At 57.4% G+C, this 17,633-nt stretch carries 16 protein-coding genes; 4 read left to right on the forward strand and 12 right to left on the reverse strand.

Annotated features, from left to right (window positions below; all coding sequences use genetic code 11):
• Window positions 1-96: 96 nt before the first annotated feature.
• Together B5E84_RS07745 and B5E84_RS07750 are read right to left on the reverse strand one after the other, a co-directional pair.
• Window positions 97-981: a YitT family protein gene (locus tag B5E84_RS07745; RefSeq protein ID WP_087221504.1), complete on the reverse strand. Its 885-nt coding sequence runs from the start codon at window positions 979-981 to the stop codon at window positions 97-99.
• A gap of 169 nt (window positions 982-1,150) precedes the next feature.
• Window positions 1,151-2,392, reverse strand: coding sequence for a D-alanyl-D-alanine carboxypeptidase family protein (locus tag B5E84_RS07750; protein WP_087221506.1), 1,242 nt, complete (start codon window positions 2,390-2,392; stop codon window positions 1,151-1,153).
• Window positions 2,393-2,692: 300 nt separating this feature from the next.
• On the opposite strand from B5E84_RS07750, the gene B5E84_RS07755 reads away from it, so the two are divergent.
• Both B5E84_RS07755 and B5E84_RS07760 read left to right on the forward strand, forming a co-directional pair.
• On the forward strand, window positions 2,693-3,973 hold the full coding sequence (locus B5E84_RS07755) for a DNA polymerase Y family protein (RefSeq protein ID WP_087221507.1): 1,281 nt from the start codon (window positions 2,693-2,695) through the stop codon (window positions 3,971-3,973).
• The gene (locus B5E84_RS07760) at window positions 3,951-4,892 is read left to right on the forward strand and encodes an RluA family pseudouridine synthase (protein ID WP_087221509.1); all 942 of its coding nucleotides are present in this window, start codon (window positions 3,951-3,953) and stop codon (window positions 4,890-4,892) included. Before B5E84_RS07755 ends, B5E84_RS07760 begins: the two co-directional genes overlap by 23 nt.
• Here the strand turns inward: B5E84_RS07760 and B5E84_RS07765 are convergent.
• Window positions 4,852-6,279, reverse strand: a complete 1,428-nt coding sequence (locus tag B5E84_RS07765; protein WP_087221573.1) for an RsmB/NOP family class I SAM-dependent RNA methyltransferase — start codon at window positions 6,277-6,279, stop codon at window positions 4,852-4,854. The genes B5E84_RS07760 and B5E84_RS07765 overlap by 41 nt on opposite strands.
• 95 nt (window positions 6,280-6,374) lie before the next feature.
• Here B5E84_RS07765 and B5E84_RS07770 point away from each other — a divergent pair, with 95 nt between their 5' ends.
• Window positions 6,375-6,923: a hypothetical protein gene (locus B5E84_RS07770; RefSeq protein WP_087221511.1), complete on the forward strand. Its 549-nt coding sequence runs from the start codon at window positions 6,375-6,377 to the stop codon at window positions 6,921-6,923.
• A gap of 69 nt (window positions 6,924-6,992) precedes the next feature.
• Here B5E84_RS07770 and B5E84_RS07775 read toward each other — a convergent pair whose 3' ends face one another.
• From B5E84_RS07775 to yedF, 3 genes are all read right to left on the reverse strand, one after another.
• Complete coding sequence (locus B5E84_RS07775; protein WP_087221513.1) at window positions 6,993-7,406, reverse strand: DUF6465 family protein; 414 nt, start codon at window positions 7,404-7,406, stop codon at window positions 6,993-6,995.
• A gap of 202 nt (window positions 7,407-7,608) precedes the next feature.
• Entirely contained in the window at window positions 7,609-8,130 is a 522-nt protein-coding gene (locus B5E84_RS07780; RefSeq protein ID WP_087221515.1) for a DNA-deoxyinosine glycosylase, read from the reverse strand.
• The gene (yedF, locus tag B5E84_RS07785; RefSeq protein WP_162612826.1) at window positions 8,127-9,131 is read right to left on the reverse strand and encodes a sulfurtransferase-like selenium metabolism protein YedF; all 1,005 of its coding nucleotides are present in this window, start codon (window positions 9,129-9,131) and stop codon (window positions 8,127-8,129) included. The genes B5E84_RS07780 and yedF overlap by 4 nt, the downstream gene beginning before the upstream one ends.
• A 222-nt stretch (window positions 9,132-9,353) precedes the next feature.
• Between yedF and B5E84_RS07790 the strand changes: the two genes are divergently transcribed.
• The gene (locus B5E84_RS07790) at window positions 9,354-10,469 is read left to right on the forward strand and encodes an aldo/keto reductase (RefSeq protein ID WP_087221519.1); all 1,116 of its coding nucleotides are present in this window, start codon (window positions 9,354-9,356) and stop codon (window positions 10,467-10,469) included.
• Window positions 10,470-10,484: 15 nt separating this feature from the next.
• Here B5E84_RS07790 and B5E84_RS07795 read toward each other — a convergent pair whose 3' ends face one another.
• The 6 genes from B5E84_RS07795 to nrdG all read right to left on the reverse strand — a co-directional run bounded on the left by B5E84_RS07795 (window position 10,485) and on the right by nrdG (window position 17,545).
• A complete protein-coding gene (locus B5E84_RS07795; protein WP_162612827.1) occupies window positions 10,485-11,591 on the reverse strand; it encodes a patatin-like phospholipase family protein in 1,107 nt (368 codons plus the stop codon).
• A gap of 290 nt (window positions 11,592-11,881) precedes the next feature.
• Window positions 11,882-14,254 carry a ribonucleoside triphosphate reductase gene (locus tag B5E84_RS07800; RefSeq protein ID WP_087221523.1) on the reverse strand — a complete coding sequence of 791 codons (2,373 nt, stop codon included), beginning with the start codon at window positions 14,252-14,254 and terminating at the stop codon, window positions 11,882-11,884.
• Window positions 14,255-14,430: 176 nt separating this feature from the next.
• Window positions 14,431-15,684: a GTPase HflX gene (hflX, locus tag B5E84_RS07805; RefSeq protein ID WP_087221525.1), complete on the reverse strand. Its 1,254-nt coding sequence runs from the start codon at window positions 15,682-15,684 to the stop codon at window positions 14,431-14,433.
• Window positions 15,685-15,690: 6 nt separating this feature from the next.
• Window positions 15,691-16,518: a tetratricopeptide repeat protein gene (locus B5E84_RS07810; protein WP_162612828.1), complete on the reverse strand. Its 828-nt coding sequence runs from the start codon at window positions 16,516-16,518 to the stop codon at window positions 15,691-15,693.
• 92 nt (window positions 16,519-16,610) lie between these two features.
• Window positions 16,611-17,042, reverse strand: coding sequence for a dUTP diphosphatase (locus B5E84_RS07815; RefSeq protein ID WP_087221529.1), 432 nt, complete (start codon window positions 17,040-17,042; stop codon window positions 16,611-16,613).
• 11 nt (window positions 17,043-17,053) lie between these two features.
• Window positions 17,054-17,545, reverse strand: a complete 492-nt coding sequence (nrdG, locus tag B5E84_RS07820; protein ID WP_087221531.1) for an anaerobic ribonucleoside-triphosphate reductase activating protein — start codon at window positions 17,543-17,545, stop codon at window positions 17,054-17,056.
• Window positions 17,546-17,633 lie beyond the last annotated feature (88 nt).

Raw genomic sequence — 17,633 nt, forward strand, 5'->3', positions numbered from 1 at the left:
ACAATAGTGTTAAATCCTTAACAAACTATTGCTTGGTAAATCAAATTTCTGCCGATTATAATTGTATAATGAGTTCCCAAAAATTTCAAGTGATTTTTAGGAATTTTTGCCAATGGATCCACTCTGCTGTTCTTTTTCTAAAAATCGTTTCCCGAGGGTGAATCCGCGGCCCCGCACCTCCGTAACCCGGTTGATGATCATAAAGGCTTTGGGATCCAGCTCCGTCACCAGGGCGCTCAGCCGGTGGAGCTCCCTGCTGCTTAAAACAGTCATGATCTCGTAGGACTCCTCTCCCAGATAACCGCCCTTCATGGCCAGAAGGGTGGTGCCCCGGTCCAGGCGGGTCTGGATGGCCAGGTTGATCTTCTCGTAGTTTCCGCTGATGATCTTTACCTGTACCTGAGAGGTGCCCAGAGTGATGATTTTGTCGATCACCGTGGTGTAAATGACGATCAGAATAATGCTGTAGAGCATCCGCTCCAGGCCGGAAAAGCCCACCTGGAAAGCCAGGATGCAGAAGTCAAACACGTACATGGTGGCCCCCACGGGAAGTCCCAGTTTCCGGTTCAGAAGGATGGGCGGGATGTCCATGCCTCCGGTGGAGGCGCCTACCCGCAGCACCAGGCCCAGGCCCAGACCCACCAGAAGGCCGCCGATGACTGTGGCCAGCATCATGTCCTCTGTTAAAGGCACCGGCACCATGCGCTGCACCAGCTCCAGAATAAAGGGGGAATAGAAGGTGCTGATGATGGTCATAAGGGCAAAGCCTTTCCCGAGAATGGCCGCCCCCACTAAAAATAAGGCCACGTTAAGCACCGCCAAAGCCACGGAGACGGGGATTCCCGTGTAGTGATTCACCGCCAAACCGATACCGGTGGCCCCTCCCATCATCATCCCCGCCGGGATGAGAAAGCCGCCGATCCCCAGGGCGGATATGGTATTTCCCAAAAATACGCTGCCAATGGTCATGATCCGTTTCATAACATTTCTCCTTTTATCACTTTAGTCCTTTACAACAGGCCCGCCGCAAAGGAAAAGGCAGGCCCTGGGGCCTGCCTGTGGTTTCTGATGATGCTGTTGTTCCATTTTTCCATCTTGTGCGGTCTGTCATAATGGTACTGCCTTTCTTTACCTGTCTGAGTATAGCACGCTAGCCGCGGCTGCGCAAGAAGTATTTTCCCAGCACATCCTCCAGACACCAGCGCATGGTGATCTCCCCCACATTTCCTCTGGCGGTCACGGGAAAGGTGGCCACCACCTCCCCGTTCAGAGAGTAGATCACCCGGCCCACCTCCTCCCCTTCCCGCACTGGGGCGCGCAGGGTTTTCGATTCCCGATAGCTCACCTTTACCTCCTCTCCCTCCTTTAAAAGGAGCTCCAGACTCCCGCCTCCTTCCGGCAGGCCGATTTCCACCTCCGCTTTCTTTCCCAGATTCCCGTCCTCCGGGATCCCGTTTTCCACAGAGGCCGGGAGGAAGGAACGGTCCCTCCACACATCGCGGTACTCGTATTCCTCCAGGCCATATTCCATCAGCTCTCTCGTATCGGACCACTTATACGTCTTGTGAGGGGGCCAGCCGCAGCCTAAAAGGGCCACGATCAGGGATTTTCCGTCCCGCTCCAGGGCGCCCACGTAGGAGTAGCCGGCTCCGCCTGTAAATCCCGTCTTTCCCGACAGCGCTCCTTCCATCATGGTGAGAAAGGCGTTGTGGTTTACACAGGAATAGGTTCCTTTCCCGTCGAGATCGGAAAAGGAGTAGGACGGGGCCCTGGTGATTTCCAGAAATTCCTCCCGTTTCGGCGATTCGTAGACGCAGTAGCGCATGATCCGCGCCAGATCCGCCGCCGTGGTGGAATGGGGACGCTCCGTTCCCGTCTCGTCCGCGGAGGCGGCGTCCAGGCCGTTTGGCGTCACAAACCACGTGTCGGCACAGCCCAGCTCCCCGGCTTTTTCATTCATCCGGGCAGCAAAGTCCTCCACAGTGCCGGCAATGGCCTCTGCCACTGCCACCGCCGTATCGTTGTGAGACTCCAGCATCAGAGAATGGAGGAGATCCTTCAAATAGAATCTGCGGCCGGCGGGAGCGCCCAGTTTTACCTGGGGCTGGGAGGCGGCCAGGGAGGAAAATTCCACCTCCGCCGCCGGATCCCCCTGCTCCAGGGCCAAAATGCAGGTCATAATCTTGGTGGTGCTGGCCATGGGCCGCTTTTCTCTCTCATTTTTTCCATATAAAATGCGGCCGGAGTCCCCGTCCATGAGCACTGCCGACTGGGCGTACAGCTCCGGTGCTTTTTCCCTTTCCTCTCCGCGGACGGCCTCCGCCCCGCCGCCGCTTATGAGCGCCGCCGCAAGCAGTGCCGCCAGAAAATGCCTCAGCCGCCGGATCCTCATTTCCGCCAGCCTCCCGTCCCGGTTTCCTTTTATTTTATTCGCGGCGGGGCGGTTTTATGCGGCTGGGTTTTATGCCTGGATGTTTTATAATATTGAAGGAATTTCTCTGCTGACTTTCAGGGCTGACTTTTTGGTGCATTTTTTGCAAAAGCCCTCTTGTAATCGAACATACATTCTGTTATAATAAGGACAACCCTTTCTTCCCGGTGATTGTCTGATCCGTTTCCCCCTTTCTTTCAGATTGATTTCCTCCCGCAGGAGGATGGCCGCCGGAAGATTTCTCTGCTGTGAGGTGATATTATGGAACGGGAACGTCTGATTTTTCATATTGATGTGAATTCCGCTTTTTTAAGCTGGGAGTCCGTGGACCGGCTAAAGAAGGATCCTACGGCTCTGGATCTGCGCACCATCCCTTCCGCCGTGGGCGGCGATGCCAGCAAACGTCACGGCATCGTGCTGGCAAAGTCCACCCCGGCGAAACGATACGGCGTCACCACGGGAGAACCTCTGGCTCAGGCGCTGAAAAAGTGTCCGCATCTGATGGTGGTTCCCTCCCACTTTGAGATCTATGTGGCCAGCTCCCGCCGGCTTTTAAAACTTCTGGAGGAGTATACCCCGGACATTGAGAAATTCAGCATTGACGAGGCGTTTCTGGATATGACGGAGACCATTCATCTCTTTGGGGAGCCTCTCGCGGTGGCGGATGGAATCCGCAGACGGGTGCGGGAGGAACTGGGCTTTACGGTAAACGTGGGCATTTCCTCCAATAAGCTCCTGGCAAAAATGGCCTCTGATTTTGAGAAGCCGGACCGCACTCACACCCTGTTTCCCGCCGAGGTTCCGGAGAAAATGTGGCCCCTGCCGATCCGGGAGCTGTTCCTGGTGGGAGGAGCCGCCCAGAAAAAGCTGGAGTCCCTGGGACTGCACACCATCGGCGAGCTGGCTCACAGCGACCCGGAGCTTTTAGCCCTGCATTTAGGCGGAAAATACGCCCGCCTCATCCACGACTATGCCAATGGGCTGGACAGCGAGCCGGTTGCCGAGCGAACTGCCATGAACAAGGGCTACGGCAACCGGATTACCCTTTCCCGTGACGTCTCCGACATGGAGGAGGCCCGCCACGTCCTCCTGTCCCTGGCGGAGACCGTAGGCGCCCGCCTGCGGGCGGACCACGTACTGTGCAACCAGGTGTGCGTGGAGCTGAGGGACTGGAGATTCCATTCTTCCTCCCACCAGGGCGCTCTCCACTTCGCCACCGATTCCACTTCCGTGATCTACGAGGAGGCCTGCCGGCTGCTGGAAGAATTCTGGGACCGAACGCCCGTCCGCCTCATCGGGATCCGCACCGGGAAAATCTCCGATCACGGCTTTGTCCAGATGAGTCTGTTTGAGACAGAGCAGGACCGGAAACGTCTGGAAATGGAAAAAGCAGTGGACGCCATCCGCAGCCGTTTCGGCACTGACAGTGTGAAACGGGCCAGTTTCCTGGCAAAGGATTCCCTGGTCGATCACGCAGCCTCCAAACACAAGCATCTTGGAAATCAGAAGGGAGACCCTCATGAAACGGACACTGACCTATGAGATTGAGCCGGAAGCAGCCGGCCTGACCGTGGGACAATACTTAGAGGAGCTTGGATGCTCCAGAAATGTCATTTCCCGCCTGAAGACTTCTCCGGCAGGGCTTTGCGTGGACGGAACGGAAGTCTTTTCCTCTTACCGCCTCACTGCCGGGGAAGCCCTGACCATCTGCCTTCCGGAGGAGGAGACTCCCCAGGCCTTCGCGCCGGAGCCTATGGATCTGAATCTTGTCTACGAGGATGAAGACCTGCTGGTGGTAAATAAGGCCAGCGGCGTTCCCGTTCACCCTTCCCCCGGCCATTATACCGGCACTCTGGCCAACGGGATGGCCTGGTATTTTCTTCAGAAGGGAGAACCCTTCGTATACCGGGCAGTCAACCGGCTGGACCGGGACACCACCGGCCTGCTGATCCTGGCCCGGAACCAGCTCTCCGCCTCCATTCTCTCCTCCATGGGGGAAAAGCGGCTTATCCGGAGAGAGTATCTGGCCATCGCCAAGGGGAAGGTTCCTGAGGAAGGCATCATCGACGCCCCCATCGCCAGAAAGGAGGGCTCCATTCTGGAGCGGATCGTGTCCCCAGGCGGAGAAACGGCCCGCACCCGCTACCGGACGCTCCTGTACCATCCTTCTCTGGATCTCTCCCTGGTGAGTCTGCGGTTGGAGACGGGACGGACGCACCAGATCCGCGTCCATATGGCCCACATCGGCCATCCTCTGCCAGGTGATTTCCTGTACTGCCCCGACTTTTCCGTGATCCAGCGGCAGGCCCTTCACTCCCACGCGCTGACCTTTCCCCATCCCATCACGAAAAAGGAGCTCCATTTCGAAGCTCCTCTGCCAGATGATATGCAGTTTATTCTCTCCGGCGTCTCTCTGCCGGCTACAGCTGGCGGCGCAGGCCTTTGGGGTAGTGGTTTTTAATCATTCCGCCGGCCTGCTTTCCCCATCCCAGGGAATAGCCGTCCACCGTCACCAGGGTCCATCCCTTTTCCCCAGCCTGGCTTATGGTTTCTCCTCCTACGTACCGTTTTGCCTGTTCCTCGTCCAGGCGGCAGACGCGGGCAGCCTCCTGCTCCTTCAGCGCGGCCGCCAGGGCGTGAGCCGGCTCCAGGCGTCCTTTCCGGACTGTTGCCACGTGAAGGCCCGGCCGCAGCACCTTCAGGCCGGCAAAATCCGGCATCTCCTCCGGCAGCAGATACACCTGTTCGCCAAACAGAATCCATTCTTTTCTGTCCCGCAGCCATTCCGCTCCAGGGCAGATCTCCCGGATCATCGTCTCCAGCGATTTGCAGAGGGTTTTGTCCCTGCAGTATCCCGGCATCCGGATGCCCTCCGCCCGTTTCGTTCTGCGGCCTGCGCTGACCTGACCAACGTCTTCCCCGCTGTCCACTTCTCCCCGTTTTTCCAGCAGGGCCAGATAGTGGCCTTCCCCGTCCGCCTTATGGGGCCAGATACGGAAGGTCCGGGAGAGATCCTCTCTCCCGCCTTCCACCCACTGAGGCCGTCCCTGGGACGCACCGGGAACCTCCCGCCCCTCCCCAATGGAAAACTCCGGATGGGAGGCCAGAAAGCGCTCCACAGCTCCCTCATCTTCCTCCGGGGCAAAGGTGCAGGTGGAATAGACCAGCTTTCCGCCGGGGCGGAGCATGGCTGCCGCGCAGTTTAAGATCTCCTGCTGCCTGGCTGCGCAGAGGGCCACATTCTCCGGGCTCCACTGCGTTCTGGCCTCCTCGTCCTTGCGGAACATTCCCTCGCCGGAACAGGGCGCGTCCACAATGATCCGGTCAAAAAAGCCGGGGAAATAGGCCACCAGTCCCGCCGGATCGGAACAGACCGTCACGCCGTTTTTGCAGCCCATCCGCTCCATGTTCTGGGAGAGGATCCTGGCTCTGGCGGGATGGATCTCATTGCTCACCAAAAGCCCCTCTCCTCTCATGCGGGAGGCGGCGTGACTGCTTTTTCCTCCGGGAGCGGCGCACAGATCCAGCACCCGCTCTCCCGGCTCCGGAGCGAGGAGCTCAACCACGGCCATGGCACTGGGCTCCTGGATGTAGTATGCCCCGGCTTCGTGGTAGGGGGATTTTCCAGGCCTGGTGTCCCCGTCATAATAAAAGCCTTCCTCCGCCCAGGCTACCGGGCGAAGGCCAAAACGGTCTGCCAGTTTCGCAAACCGTTCCCTGTCCCCTTTCAGAAGATTCGCCCGAAGTCCCTGGGATCTCTCGTTCCCGTAACTGGCCTCAAACGCCTCGTATTCTTCTCCTAAGAGCTCTTTCATCCGTTCCGCAAATAATTCCGGAAGTCCTGTCATTCCAAACCTCTTTCCAACCTCTCCCGTCAGGAAAATATCCCCAGCCTTCCCGTTCCGTTTTCCGGGCATACTGAACCTGTAAAGGAGACAGTTTCATGATCTACGATTTTCTTGCTTATGTGTTTATTCCGCTGGCCTCCGTGTGGTTCGCCGGAGCCACTGACTGGATGACCACCAATTTTTCCATTCTCCGGAACAGCGGGGAAAAGGAAATTCTGTTCCTGACCTGGGGAGCCATCCTCCTGTTTTGTTTCTCTCTCTGGTTTCGGGACATCTCCCGCAGGCTGGACCACACCCGGACTGCCCTGTGTCTGACACGGGCCGCCTGTCTGATTCTCATTCTGGCAATGCTGACCCCTTACCTGCCGGAGCGGTTTCCCTTCTGGTCCAGGATTCATTTTTACTGCGCCTTCCTGTCACCGGTGCTCTTTTTAATCGGGCTGCTGTTTCTTCTGCTGCGCTACCGCCAGGAAAATCCCTGCATCGCCAAACGGTATCTGTGGGGATTCTGGATCATTTCCGCCCTCTCCCTGATTCTCTTATGGAAGGCGGGAATGGTCACCAGCGCCCTGGAAATTTTCTTTGCCTCCTCCTGCTCCATCCTGCTGCGCCGCCTGCACAGGAGGGTGGCCGGCTGTCCGTGACAGCGGGAGCACCATTCCCTATAACACGAAGAAAGCCGCATACCCTTCCGGTATGCGGCCCTCACCGTCTTAAAACTCTACCTTATCCTCGGGATCGCCGACTCCGCCGTTTACTACGTAGTAAGCTACGGACTCCTCCGGCTTAATATATAAGTGGATGCTCTTTAACTCGGTTCCTTCGTGTTTCTCAGCAAAGTCCTTCTTCGCTGCCTCCAGCACATCTTTTGCAACGATCTGTCTGCCGCCAAACTCGATCACAACCTCTGCCGCCGGCTCTGCTTTCTTTGCCGCCGCTCTCTTTGCAGGAGCCTTCGCCGGAGCTTTCTCCTCGGCCTTCGCCGCGGTCTTGGCCGTCTTTGCGGTTTTCGCTGCCTTTGCAGGAGCCTTTGCCTCTGCCTGTGCGGCAGCTACCTTGGACTCAGCCTTTACCGGCTCCGCTGCCTTCGCCGTATCCACCTTTGTAGTTGTTTTTCTGGGTGCCATAACTTTTTCCTCCTCGTAATCTTTTCCCTATATATTCAGGTATTACAAGCTGTCTCGTTCTAGGAATTACCGAGGAGATTATACCCCTGTTCTTCCCATTTGTCAACACGGGGGCAAATTCCAGCTGCAATGGCAGGCATTGGAAGGACATTGGCAAGCCCTTTTTCCATCGCGGAAACCGACTGTTTCCAGGGTCATCCCGTCACAGATATTCCAGGATCCGCCGGTACTCCTGCTCCAGGGTTTCCCGAGAAACACGGCAGTTTGCCGGGCTGGTGGACGGCAGTGGAATCGGCTCTAAACCAGCGTCCTCCATACAGTAGCGCCGAAACAGGGCCGTGGCCTTCGTGCCGGTGGTAAACACCGCCTGGATATTGGCATGGTCCATGATTTTCCTCATCTGATTGGGAACGGGATTGCGGATGCTGGTGTCGTCAGCCCCGTGAATCTCGCAGCTTTCCAACACATCCCAAATAGCCACGCCGTGTTTTAACGCCAGGTTCTTCTTCTCCTCTATGGTTTGGGGACAGGATTCTCCGAGAACGGCTGCCAGAACCGGCCAGAACCGGTTTCTGGGATGGCCGTAGTAAAACCCCTGCTCCCTGGACTTGGGCGAAGGCATGGTCCCCAGCACTAAAACCCTGGAATTTTTGTCAAACACTGGCGGAAACTGGTGGGTGACCCGCTCCAGGCCGGCCGGGGACGAAACGGCGTGCCCGGTCATGGCCGGATGATCTTTCCGGCCTGGAACATCAGGCTGGCCAGCTCATACATATTGGTGACCTCTCCTACCTTCAGCTTGTCAAACAGGCCGTAGTGATTTAAGCAGGTGCCGCAGGAGAGCAGGCGGACGCCTCTGCGCTCCAGCTCTTTTAAGTCGTTGAGCACCGCGGAGCCCTCTGTAGTAAGAAATACGCCGCTGTTGTAAAACAAGATGGTCTCCGGGAGCTGTACCTGCTCCACCGTCGCATAGAAAAATCCCTTCATAAGAAGGCGGCCCAACTCGTCATCCCCGTTTCCCATGGCATCGGAGGCCAGCACCAGCACAGTTCCCTTCGCGGTGGGGGAAGGAATGCCTGGTTTCGGCTGCTCCTGGGGCACAGAGGCCGGAGGTACGGGTACGGGTGCCGCTGCCGGAGCAGAAGATACCGCAGGCGCAGGTGCCGCTGCCGGGGCCGGCGATACCGCAGGCGCGGGCACCGCTGCCTTCGAAACTTTGGATCCCGCAGACTCGGGCGCTGCCGCCAGAACCGGCGATTTCTCAGAAACCGGCTCGTCTAACGGTTCTGCCGGGGCCTGCGGCTCCAGTCCAGCCTTTTTCAGCACCTCCTGAGGGCTCATCAGCTCACAGGTCTCACAGCTCTCCGGCCCTCCCTCTGCCGCCTCACGGACGGGCTCCTGAGACTCTGCCGGTTTCTGCCACTCCTGCTTTGTCTCTGCCTCCTGTTCCTTTTCGTGATGCGTATCAAAAATATTAAAATATTCATCCACTTCCCGCAGAGCCTTCTGACCAACCAGGATCTGGACCTTAAATTCCTTCTCTCCCGTTTTGGACCAGTTGGAGGTGTATCCTTTATATTCCGCGAATTTTTCCAGATTCTGGACTGCGGCCTGATTATCTACCACAACGATCAGCTCGCCGGCAATCATATTGTCCGTTTTCTTTTTGACGGCCACCACCGGCCCAGGGCAGGGAACACCCCGCATATCCATGGTTTCTCTCATGTTTCGTTCAGTCTCCTTTTCCATTCCTGCATTCCCCGGGAGCGCCGTCCCTTTGCCGGCCTCCCAATACAGGCGTTATTTTCTTTCCCATCATATCACAAACTTGCGGGAAATAAAAGGCGCCGCCCGGGAAATCCATGGGAACCATGGGAAAAGGACTTGACGGAGGCTCCCGTCCCTGTGGTAACATAGAGACAGATTCAAAGAAAGAGGGGATAATTCATGAAAAAATTAGGTTTTGGATGTATGCGGCTCCCGCTTTTAAACGGGGATGATCCCACCAGCGTGGATCTGGACCAGTTTTGCCGGATGGTGGATTTGTTTCTGGAGCGGGGATTTACCTATTTCGACACCGCGTATATGTATCACCAGAATACCAGTGAGGTATTTGTGCGGAAGGCTCTGACGGAGCGCCATCCGCGGGAGAGCTACGCCCTGGCCTCCAAGCTGCCGACCATGTCCTTAAAGGAGCCGGAGGATCAGCCGCGGATTTTTGAGGAACAGCTAGAAAAATGCGGGGTGGACTATTTCGACTACTACCTGCTCCACAACTTAAACTCCGTCAACTATCCCATTGCGGAAAAACTGGGCAGCTTTTCCTTCATCCAAGAAAAACAGAAGGAGGGAAAAATCCGCCATATCGGCTTTTCCTTCCACGACAGCGCCAAACTGTTGGATGAAATCCTCACCGCCCATCCGGAAGTGGAATTCGTCCAGCTCCAGATCAATTATCTGGACTGGGAGGACGAGGGAATCCAGTCCAGAAAATGCTATGAGACAGCCGTCAAACACGGCAAAAAGGTCATTGTCATGGAGCCGGTGAAGGGCGGCGCTCTGGCCCGTATCCCCAAGGAGGGAGAGGATCTTCTCCGCGCCTGCCATCCCCAGTGGTCCCCCGCGTCCTGGGCCGTGCGCTTTGCCGCCGGGCTGGATCAGGTGATGATGGTGTTAAGCGGAATGTCCAGCCTGGAGCAGCTGGAGGACAATACCTCCTATATGCAGGAATCCGTTTCCCTGAACCCGGAGGAGCTGACTCTCTTAGACCAGGTAACCGCCATCATCCACGGCGCCATCGCCGTTCCCTGCACCGCCTGCGGCTACTGTGTGGAAGGATGCCCGAAAAGCATCCCCATTCCCAACTACTTTGCCCTCTATAACGCCGAGTGCCAGGAGCTGACCAAAGGGGTCAACACCCATCGGTTCTACTATAACAACTATGCGAAATCCGGCGGACGGGCCTCCGACTGCATCGGCTGCAGAGCCTGTGAACGCGCCTGTCCCCAGCATCTGGAAATCTCCCGGCTGCTCAAAGACGTGGCGGCTGCCTTCGAGGACTGACCGGAGACCGGAATCTCACCGGTACGCCTGTTTCCACTTGCGAAAGCTCCACGTCTCCAGAAACCTTCTGGCCGCCCGCTCTCCATTTTGAAACAGGGCGGCCTGCTCCTCCTCCGTGATGGAGAAATCGGCGGCCCCGATCTTCTTCTCTCCCGCCCCGGTATCCACGGTGGCGGGAATGAGGATGGACCGTTCCCGGTCCCCCGCCTCCATCCGGCTGTTGTCGATGGCGTCCAGGCTGGTGGAGACAATGGACTGGAGATAACTGAGAAGACCTGGCCGGGAGGCGGCAAATGCCCCCTGTGTTTCGCGGAGGCAGGCCGTTCCCGGCTCCCGGTCTTTCGGACAGGGTTCTCCCCTCCGGTTCCCAGCATCGGAACCGGAAGGGTTCTTTAGCCTCCCACCTCCAGGATCACAGCCTTCTTTTGCGCTCCCGTCTCCATTTGATCCCTCCCCGGTCCCGTCCCCGTCTTCCCTGCCGCAGAACCGAAAGCCGAACACCGGCCGCTTTGTCTCCCTGCCGTCAAAGAGCCAGATGGGGTAATTGCTGAGGAGGCCGCCGTCCACGATCAGATGCGTCCTGCCGCGCCGATCTGACAAGCGGCACGGTTCAAAATAGATGGGAATCCCGGCGCTCATGCGCACCGCCTCCCAGACCGGAAAGGAATCGGGATCCCGTCCAAATTCCGTCAGGCTGTCCGGAAAAATAAGGAGTTTCCTGGCCGTCACATCGCTGGCAGTGATCTTAAGCTGCCTTCCAGACCCCTTCAGGTCCCCGAACGTCTCCACCCCCTTATTTTGCAGCAGCCCTCGCACCCACTGCCCCAGATAAACGGTGTCGTAGATTCCCAGGTGGAGGAGAAGGGATGCCCCTTTTCCCAGGGTTCCCAGGCGGTCCAGCCGGTCCCGTCCCCGCATTCGCCTGTAATCCGCCCGCCCCATCTCCCGTTTCAGCTCCCCGCAGTCGTACCCGGCAGCCAGAAGGGCAGCCACGATCGCCCCGGCAGAGGAACCGGCCAGGCGGCAGAACCGGTATCCCGCCTGTTCCATTACACAGGCAGCGCCCACGTGGCCGATGCCGCGGACGCCGCCGCCCTCAAACACTCCGTCGCACTCCTTCATCCCGTCCTCCCTTTTTCCGTCTCTCCCTGCCATCTTATGCAGAAAGGCCCGGAGACGGGACTGTCTCCGGGCCTTGTTCTTTAACAGGAAACTTCGTTTCCTGTTAAACAAGAATGCTCCGCAAGGAGGCACACTCCGCGCAAAGGAAAACGGCTGCTGGCGCAGCCGCGCTCCGGCGCGAGTGTGCGCTTGGCGCACACTTTTTTACCATAAAACCTGACATTCAGGTCATTTCTTCACAGGATGACGGCATCTCCGTTTTTACCGGGATGACATCGTTTTTAAAAAAATCAGTGTTTCCGCTCCTCTGTGTAACGGCGGATATTGGACGCGTTCACGTACTTCTGGATCTTTCCGTCCTTCACCAGCACCAGGGTGGGAGCCTGCATAATGCCTAACTGGCTGGACAGCTCCGGATTCTCCTCGGCGTCAATTACCTTGTACTCCACATCCTTTAAAAATTCCTTTGCAGCCTTGCAGTTGGGGCAGGTTTTTGTGGTGAACAGGTAAGCTCCCGCCGGCATGGCCTCCTGGGAGTTCTCCTCTTTCTCCTCCTTGGCGCTGATTTCCGCCTCCTTCACCTTCCAGCCCATGTGGAGCACGTCGTAGGTCTTCCGGTTCTTGTACTCCTGGAGCTTTCCTTCGTTCCAGTTTTTCACCGGACGGTAGTAGCCGGTGATCCGGCTGTACACCTCCGCCTCCTTGCCGCAGACGGGGCAGGTGAAGTGCTCTCCCGTCAGGTAGCCGTGATCCTTACAGATGGAGTAGGTGGGCGAAATGGTGTAGTAGGGCAGACGGTAGTTGTCCGCGATGGTCTTCACCAGCTTGGCCGCCGACTTCCAATCCGGCAGTTTCTCTCCCAGGAAGGCGTGGAATACGGTCCCGGAGGTGTAAAGGGTCTGAAGCTCGTCCTGGATGTCCAGGGCGTCAAACACGTCCGCCGTATAGCCCACCGGCAGATGGGAGCTGTTGGTATAGTAGGGGCTGCCGCAGTCTCCCGATGCCGTCTTGATGTCGGGATACCGTTTCACATCATGCTTTGCCAGGCGGTAGGAGGTGGACTCCGCCGGGGTGGCCTCCAGGTTGTAGAGGTCGCCGTACTGCACCTGGTAGTCGGACAGGCGCTCTCTCATGTGGTTTAACACCTGCTTGGTAAACTCCTGGGTCTCGGGGTGCGTCAGGTCCTTTCCGATCCATTTGGCGTTTAAGCCGGCCTCATTCATACCCACCAGTCCAATGGTGGAGAAGTGGTTTTCAAAGGTTCCCAGATACCGCTTGGTGTAGGGGTACAGCCCTCCGTCCAGCAGCTTGGTAATCACCTCTCTCTTGACCTTTAAGGAGCGGGCGGCAATGTCCATCATGTGGTCCAGACGGCGGTAGAAATCTGCCTCGTCCTTGGCCAGATAAGCGATTCTGGGCATATTGATGGTTACCACGCCCACGGAGCCGGTGCTCTCTCCGGAGCCGAAGAAACCGCCGGTCTTCTTTCTCAGCTCTCTTAAATCCAGGCGGAGACGGCAGCACATACTGCGGATGTCGCTGGGTTTCATGTCGCTGTTGATATAGTTGGAAAAGTACGGGGTGCCATATTTGGCAGTCATCTCAAACAGGAGACGGTTGTTCTCCGTGTCGGACCAGTCAAACTCCTTCGTGATGGAATAGGTGGGAATGGGGTACTGGAACCCGCGGCCGTTGGCATCGCCCTCGATCATGGTCTCGATAAAGGCCTTATTGACCATATCCATCTCTTTCTTGCAGTCCTTGTACTTAAAGTCCATCTCCTTGCCGCCTACGATGGCGTTCATCTCCGCCATATCGTCGGGAACCGTCCAGTCCAGCGTGATGTTGGAGAACGGAGCCTGGGTGCCCCAGCGGCTGGGGGTGTTCACGCCGTAGATAAAGGATTCAATGCACTTTTTTACCTCCGGATAGCTTAAATGGTCCACCTTTACGAAGGGGGCCAGGTAGGTATCAAAGGAGGAGAACGCCTGGGCTCCGGCCCACTCATTCTGCATGATTCCAAGGAAGTTTACCATCTGGTTGCACAGCACGGACAGGTGCTTTGCCGGAGAGGAGGTAATCTTTCCGGGAATCCCTCCAAGCCCTTCCAGAAGCAGCTGCTTTAAGGACCAGCCGGCGCAGTATCCTGTGAGCATGGACAGGTCGTGAAGATGAATGTCCGCGTTCCGGTGGGCCTCCGCCACCTCCTGGTCGTAAATCTCAGAAAGCCAGTAGTTGGCCGTCACCGCCCCGGAGTTGCTGAGGATCAGTCCGCCTACGGAGTAGGTGACAGTGGAGTTCTCCTTTACTCTCCAGTCCTCCACCTTCACATAGCCGTTTACCACGTCCTTGTAGTCCAGGATGGTGTTTTTCATGTTGCGGATGCGCTCCCGCTGTTTCCGGTAAAGAATGTATGCCTTCGCCACATCGGTGTAGCCCGTCTGCTCCAGCACCCGCTCCACACTGTCCTGGATCTGCTCCACACCGATGGTATCGCCGTTCATTTTATGCTGGAAATCCGCCGTCACCCGAAGGGAGAGCAGCTCCAGAATCTCGTTGTTATACTCCTTTTTCGTCGCCTTGAACGCCTTCTTGATGGCCTCTGTAATCTTGTTCAGGCTGAATTCCGCCGTTTCTCCGTCTCGTTTTATTACCTTTATCATGTACCCCTTACTCCTTTCAATGCGCCGAGGCGCCATGGAACCCATTATAGCAGACCCAAATAAAAAACACAATATCTATGATCATCATTTATGAAGAAACTAGATATTGTGTCTTATTATAATTTCTAATGACTGAAGAAACGCTTGTCCGCACACCGCAAACACGCCTGGGGCGATCAGGACGGCAGCACGGAGGCATAGACCTCTGCGGGGACATAGGCCTTCACAGCGATTCCCTCGTCTCCGTACTCCTCGGAGAGCAGTTCGCCGTACTTTCGGATGAGCTGCAGCTTTCCCGCCTGGGCGTAAGGATATGTCCGCTCCAGGTAGACTTTCCGGCTCCGGAGAATATTTCCCAGAACGTTCATCAGCTGGTCCAGACCCTGCCCGGTTTTGGCGGACACCTTAAGTTGGTAATCGGAATGGAAATCCCGGAGCACCGCCTCTCCCTCCAGCCGGTCTATTTTATTAAACAGGGTAATGAATTCCTTGTCCTGCACCCCCAGCTCCTTTAAGGTGTCGTAGACCACGTACATCTGCACGTCCATCCTCGGGTTGGAACAGTCCACCACGTGGAGAATGATGTCGCAGTACTTCGCCTCCTCCAGGGTGCTCTTAAAGGCCTCGATCAGGTGATGGGGCAATTTCCGGATAAAGCCCACCGTATCGGTTAACAGCAGCTCTTGACCGTCCGGCAGCCTTAAATTCCTCGTAGTGGGATCCAAGGTGGCGAACAGCTTGTCCTCCGCCAGGATACCGGCGTTTGTCAGACGGTTTAACAGGGTGGATTTCCCTGCGTTTGTGTAGCCTACAATGGCCGCCCGCAGCATATGGCTGCGCTCCCGCTGCTGCCTGGACACCTCTCTGTGGCGCTGGACCTCCTCCAGCTCCGATTTTAACTGGCTGATGCGGTCGTGGATCCGTCTCCGGTCGATCTCCAGCTTGGACTCGCCGGGGCCTCTGGTGCCGATTCCGCCTCCCAGCCTGGAGAGGGAGTTGCGAAGGCCCACCAGGCGCACCGCCCGGTATTTAAGCTGCGCCAGCTCCACCTGCAGCTTTCCCTCCCTGGTGGTGGCCCGGCTGGCAAAAATATCCAAAATCACCATGGTGCGGTCCATCACCTTGGTCTCCAGGGCGTCCTCCAGGTTGCGCAGCTGGGCGGGGGAGAGCTCGTCGTCGCAGACGATTCCCGTGGCATCCAGTTCCCACAAAAGCTCCTTCAGCTCCTGGATCTTTCCCTTTCCCAGGTACGTGCCGGGATGGATGCTCTCCCGGTTCTGGATCACCCGGCCCACAGCCATGCCCCCGGCGGTCTTTACCAGCTCCTCCAGCTCGTCCAGGGACGTTTCCGCGTCCTCCCCGTCGGCGACGCTCACCGCTACCAGAATCACCCGCTCCTCTACCTCTTTGATCTCTATCAGTTCTGCCATATTCCTCTACCTTGTCTCCAAAAATCGAATTTCCCGCTCCACCTCCGGGTCAGACCCGTAGGAGGCCGTGTACTGTTTTAAAAGCTCCAGGGCCTGGGAAAATTCTCCCCCGCTCTCCAGGGCTGCCGCCCGGTTTCGCAGCAGGGAGCCGTACTCCTCGCTTCCCGGCTGAGCCAGAGCCATGCCCTGGCTAAAATACTCCGCCGCCTCTGCCGGCTGTCCGCCCTCCAAAAGAGCCAGCCCCAGACTGCCGTAAAGCTCCGGCGTGGCCGTTCCCAGGGCCAGCGCCTTGTCAAAGGCGGCCTTGGCCCTTTCCGGATCCCCGGATTTCTGATATGCCGTCCCCAGGGCCACCAGGGCATCGTCCATCACCGGGGAGGCCTCCTTCTTTCCCTCCGCCATGGCGGAGGCGGCGTCAAAATCCTCCTGGGCCCGGGCGGTCTGCCCTTCCGCCGCCAGAGCCATACACCGCAGATAATAGAGGTCCGCGTCCTTTCCCTCCACCTCCAGCAGCACGTCGTAGGTGTGGGAGGCCGCCCCGTAGTCCTCTGCCTTATATTCTGCCTCCGCCCGATATTTTAATACGTCCACCTCAAAATCGCCCACACGGCCGTCAGAGTGGGCGATGGCCTCCTCAAAGGACTGGATGGCCGCCTCGTAATCCCCCGCCTCCAGCTGCTCAATGCCGGCTAAGCGGTACTCCTCCCTGGCAGGATCGGCGCCGGAACAGCCGGCCAGGGCCAAAGCCCCAAAAAGCGCCGTTCCAAACGCCGCCGCTTTCCGTCCTGCTCCTCTCCTTCCCGCCGTCAGCCGGAAGATATGCTGAAACTCCATTTTCCCGGATGTTCTCCGTGACACGGCATCCTTCATGCCCGCACCCCTTTCTCTCCTGCGCCCGCTCTCCTTCTCCTCATCCCTGCCTTTTCTCAGCTCTTTCCCGTGCTGCCGTGGCCGCCCCGGTCCTCATGTCCCAGGGTCTTCGTCTCCTCAAAGGTGAGGGCCGGCTGATGCTCCATGACGCGGAACTGACAGATGCGGTCGTTTACGTGAATCACCGTGTCCCGCAGGGCGTAGGCCGGGAAAAACCACTGGTCATTGTCGCCGCAGTAGGTCTCGTCGATGATTCCCATGCTGTTGGTCTGGATGATGCCGAAATTCTTAAAGGTGCTGCTTCTGGGAGCCACGTGAGCCTCGTAGCCTGTCGGCAGCTCCATGGCCACCCCCAGAGGGATGAGGGCAAACTCTCCCTTTTTCAACGCCACCTCCTTGGCGGCCCGCAGGTCAATCCAGTCGGATTTTCCGTCCACGTAGCGCAGTTTCTCGATTTCCTCTGTAAAATATTTAATCCTGATGTTCATTTCCGCTCCTCCTATTTGCAGTGCAGCACCACATCGCCCCGAAGAAGGCTGGGCTGCACGTCGATGACACGCTGGTTGGAGCTGCCGCGCCAGTGGAGCTGAGTGTTCTTTAAGGCGGCCACAAATTCTCCGTCTACCACCACGTCCACCTTCTTGATATAGGGGAGATCCCGGATGGCCTCCCACTGGTAGCCGGTGTAAAGCCAGATGGTCTTGTAGGGGAATTTCTGGGAAATCTCGTCGATCAGGGCCCCGATGTCCTCCCGGTTATCGGGATGCAGGGGATCTCCGCCGCTTAAGGTGACGCCAGATACGTGGGGCTTTTCCAGCTCCGCGAACAGCTCGTCCTTCGCCGCCTGGTCAAAGGGGATTCCCCCGCGGATGTCCCAGGTCACCGGGTTGTGGCAGTCCTTGCAGTTGTGGTTGCAGCCCGCCACCCAGAGCACAACCCGCAGGCCGTCCCCGTTTAACATATCGTCTTTGGTTATATTGTGATAACGCATAGTTCTGCTCCTTGTCTTGTCAGTCTAACGATGGGAGTATATCACATATGGAGCGTTTTTTCCACTACATCTTGTGGTAAATTCCAGT

This window comes from Lachnoclostridium sp. An14 (genome assembly GCF_002160755.1).
Lineage (GTDB): Bacteria > Bacillota > Clostridia > Lachnospirales > Lachnospiraceae > Lachnoclostridium_A.

Excerpts from the sequence above, each read along its gene's own strand:
- B5E84_RS07745 (WP_087221504.1), bottom strand. The coding sequence starts at position 981 with ATGAAACGGATCATGACCATTGGCAGCGTATTTTTGGGAAATACCATA.
- B5E84_RS07750 (WP_087221506.1), bottom strand. The coding sequence starts at position 2,392 with ATGAGGATCCGGCGGCTGAGGCATTTTCTGGCGGCACTGCTTGCGGCG.
- B5E84_RS07755 (WP_087221507.1), top strand. The coding sequence starts at position 2,693 with ATGGAACGGGAACGTCTGATTTTTCATATTGATGTGAATTCCGCTTTT.
- B5E84_RS07760 (WP_087221509.1), top strand. The coding sequence starts at position 3,951 with ATGAAACGGACACTGACCTATGAGATTGAGCCGGAAGCAGCCGGCCTG.
- B5E84_RS07765 (WP_087221573.1), bottom strand. The coding sequence starts at position 6,279 with ATGACAGGACTTCCGGAATTATTTGCGGAACGGATGAAAGAGCTCTTA.
- B5E84_RS07770 (WP_087221511.1), top strand. The coding sequence starts at position 6,375 with ATGATCTACGATTTTCTTGCTTATGTGTTTATTCCGCTGGCCTCCGTG.
- B5E84_RS07775 (WP_087221513.1), bottom strand. The coding sequence starts at position 7,406 with ATGGCACCCAGAAAAACAACTACAAAGGTGGATACGGCGAAGGCAGCG.
- B5E84_RS07780 (WP_087221515.1), bottom strand. The coding sequence starts at position 8,130 with ATGACCGGGCACGCCGTTTCGTCCCCGGCCGGCCTGGAGCGGGTCACC.
- yedF (WP_162612826.1), bottom strand. The coding sequence starts at position 9,131 with ATGAGAGAAACCATGGATATGCGGGGTGTTCCCTGCCCTGGGCCGGTG.
- B5E84_RS07790 (WP_087221519.1), top strand. The coding sequence starts at position 9,354 with ATGAAAAAATTAGGTTTTGGATGTATGCGGCTCCCGCTTTTAAACGGG.
- B5E84_RS07795 (WP_162612827.1), bottom strand. The coding sequence starts at position 11,591 with ATGAAGGAGTGCGACGGAGTGTTTGAGGGCGGCGGCGTCCGCGGCATC.
- B5E84_RS07800 (WP_087221523.1), bottom strand. The coding sequence starts at position 14,254 with ATGATAAAGGTAATAAAACGAGACGGAGAAACGGCGGAATTCAGCCTG.
- hflX (WP_087221525.1), bottom strand. The coding sequence starts at position 15,684 with ATGGCAGAACTGATAGAGATCAAAGAGGTAGAGGAGCGGGTGATTCTG.
- B5E84_RS07810 (WP_162612828.1), bottom strand. The coding sequence starts at position 16,518 with ATGGAGTTTCAGCATATCTTCCGGCTGACGGCGGGAAGGAGAGGAGCA.
- B5E84_RS07815 (WP_087221529.1), bottom strand. The coding sequence starts at position 17,042 with ATGAACATCAGGATTAAATATTTTACAGAGGAAATCGAGAAACTGCGC.
- nrdG (WP_087221531.1), bottom strand. The coding sequence starts at position 17,545 with ATGCGTTATCACAATATAACCAAAGACGATATGTTAAACGGGGACGGC.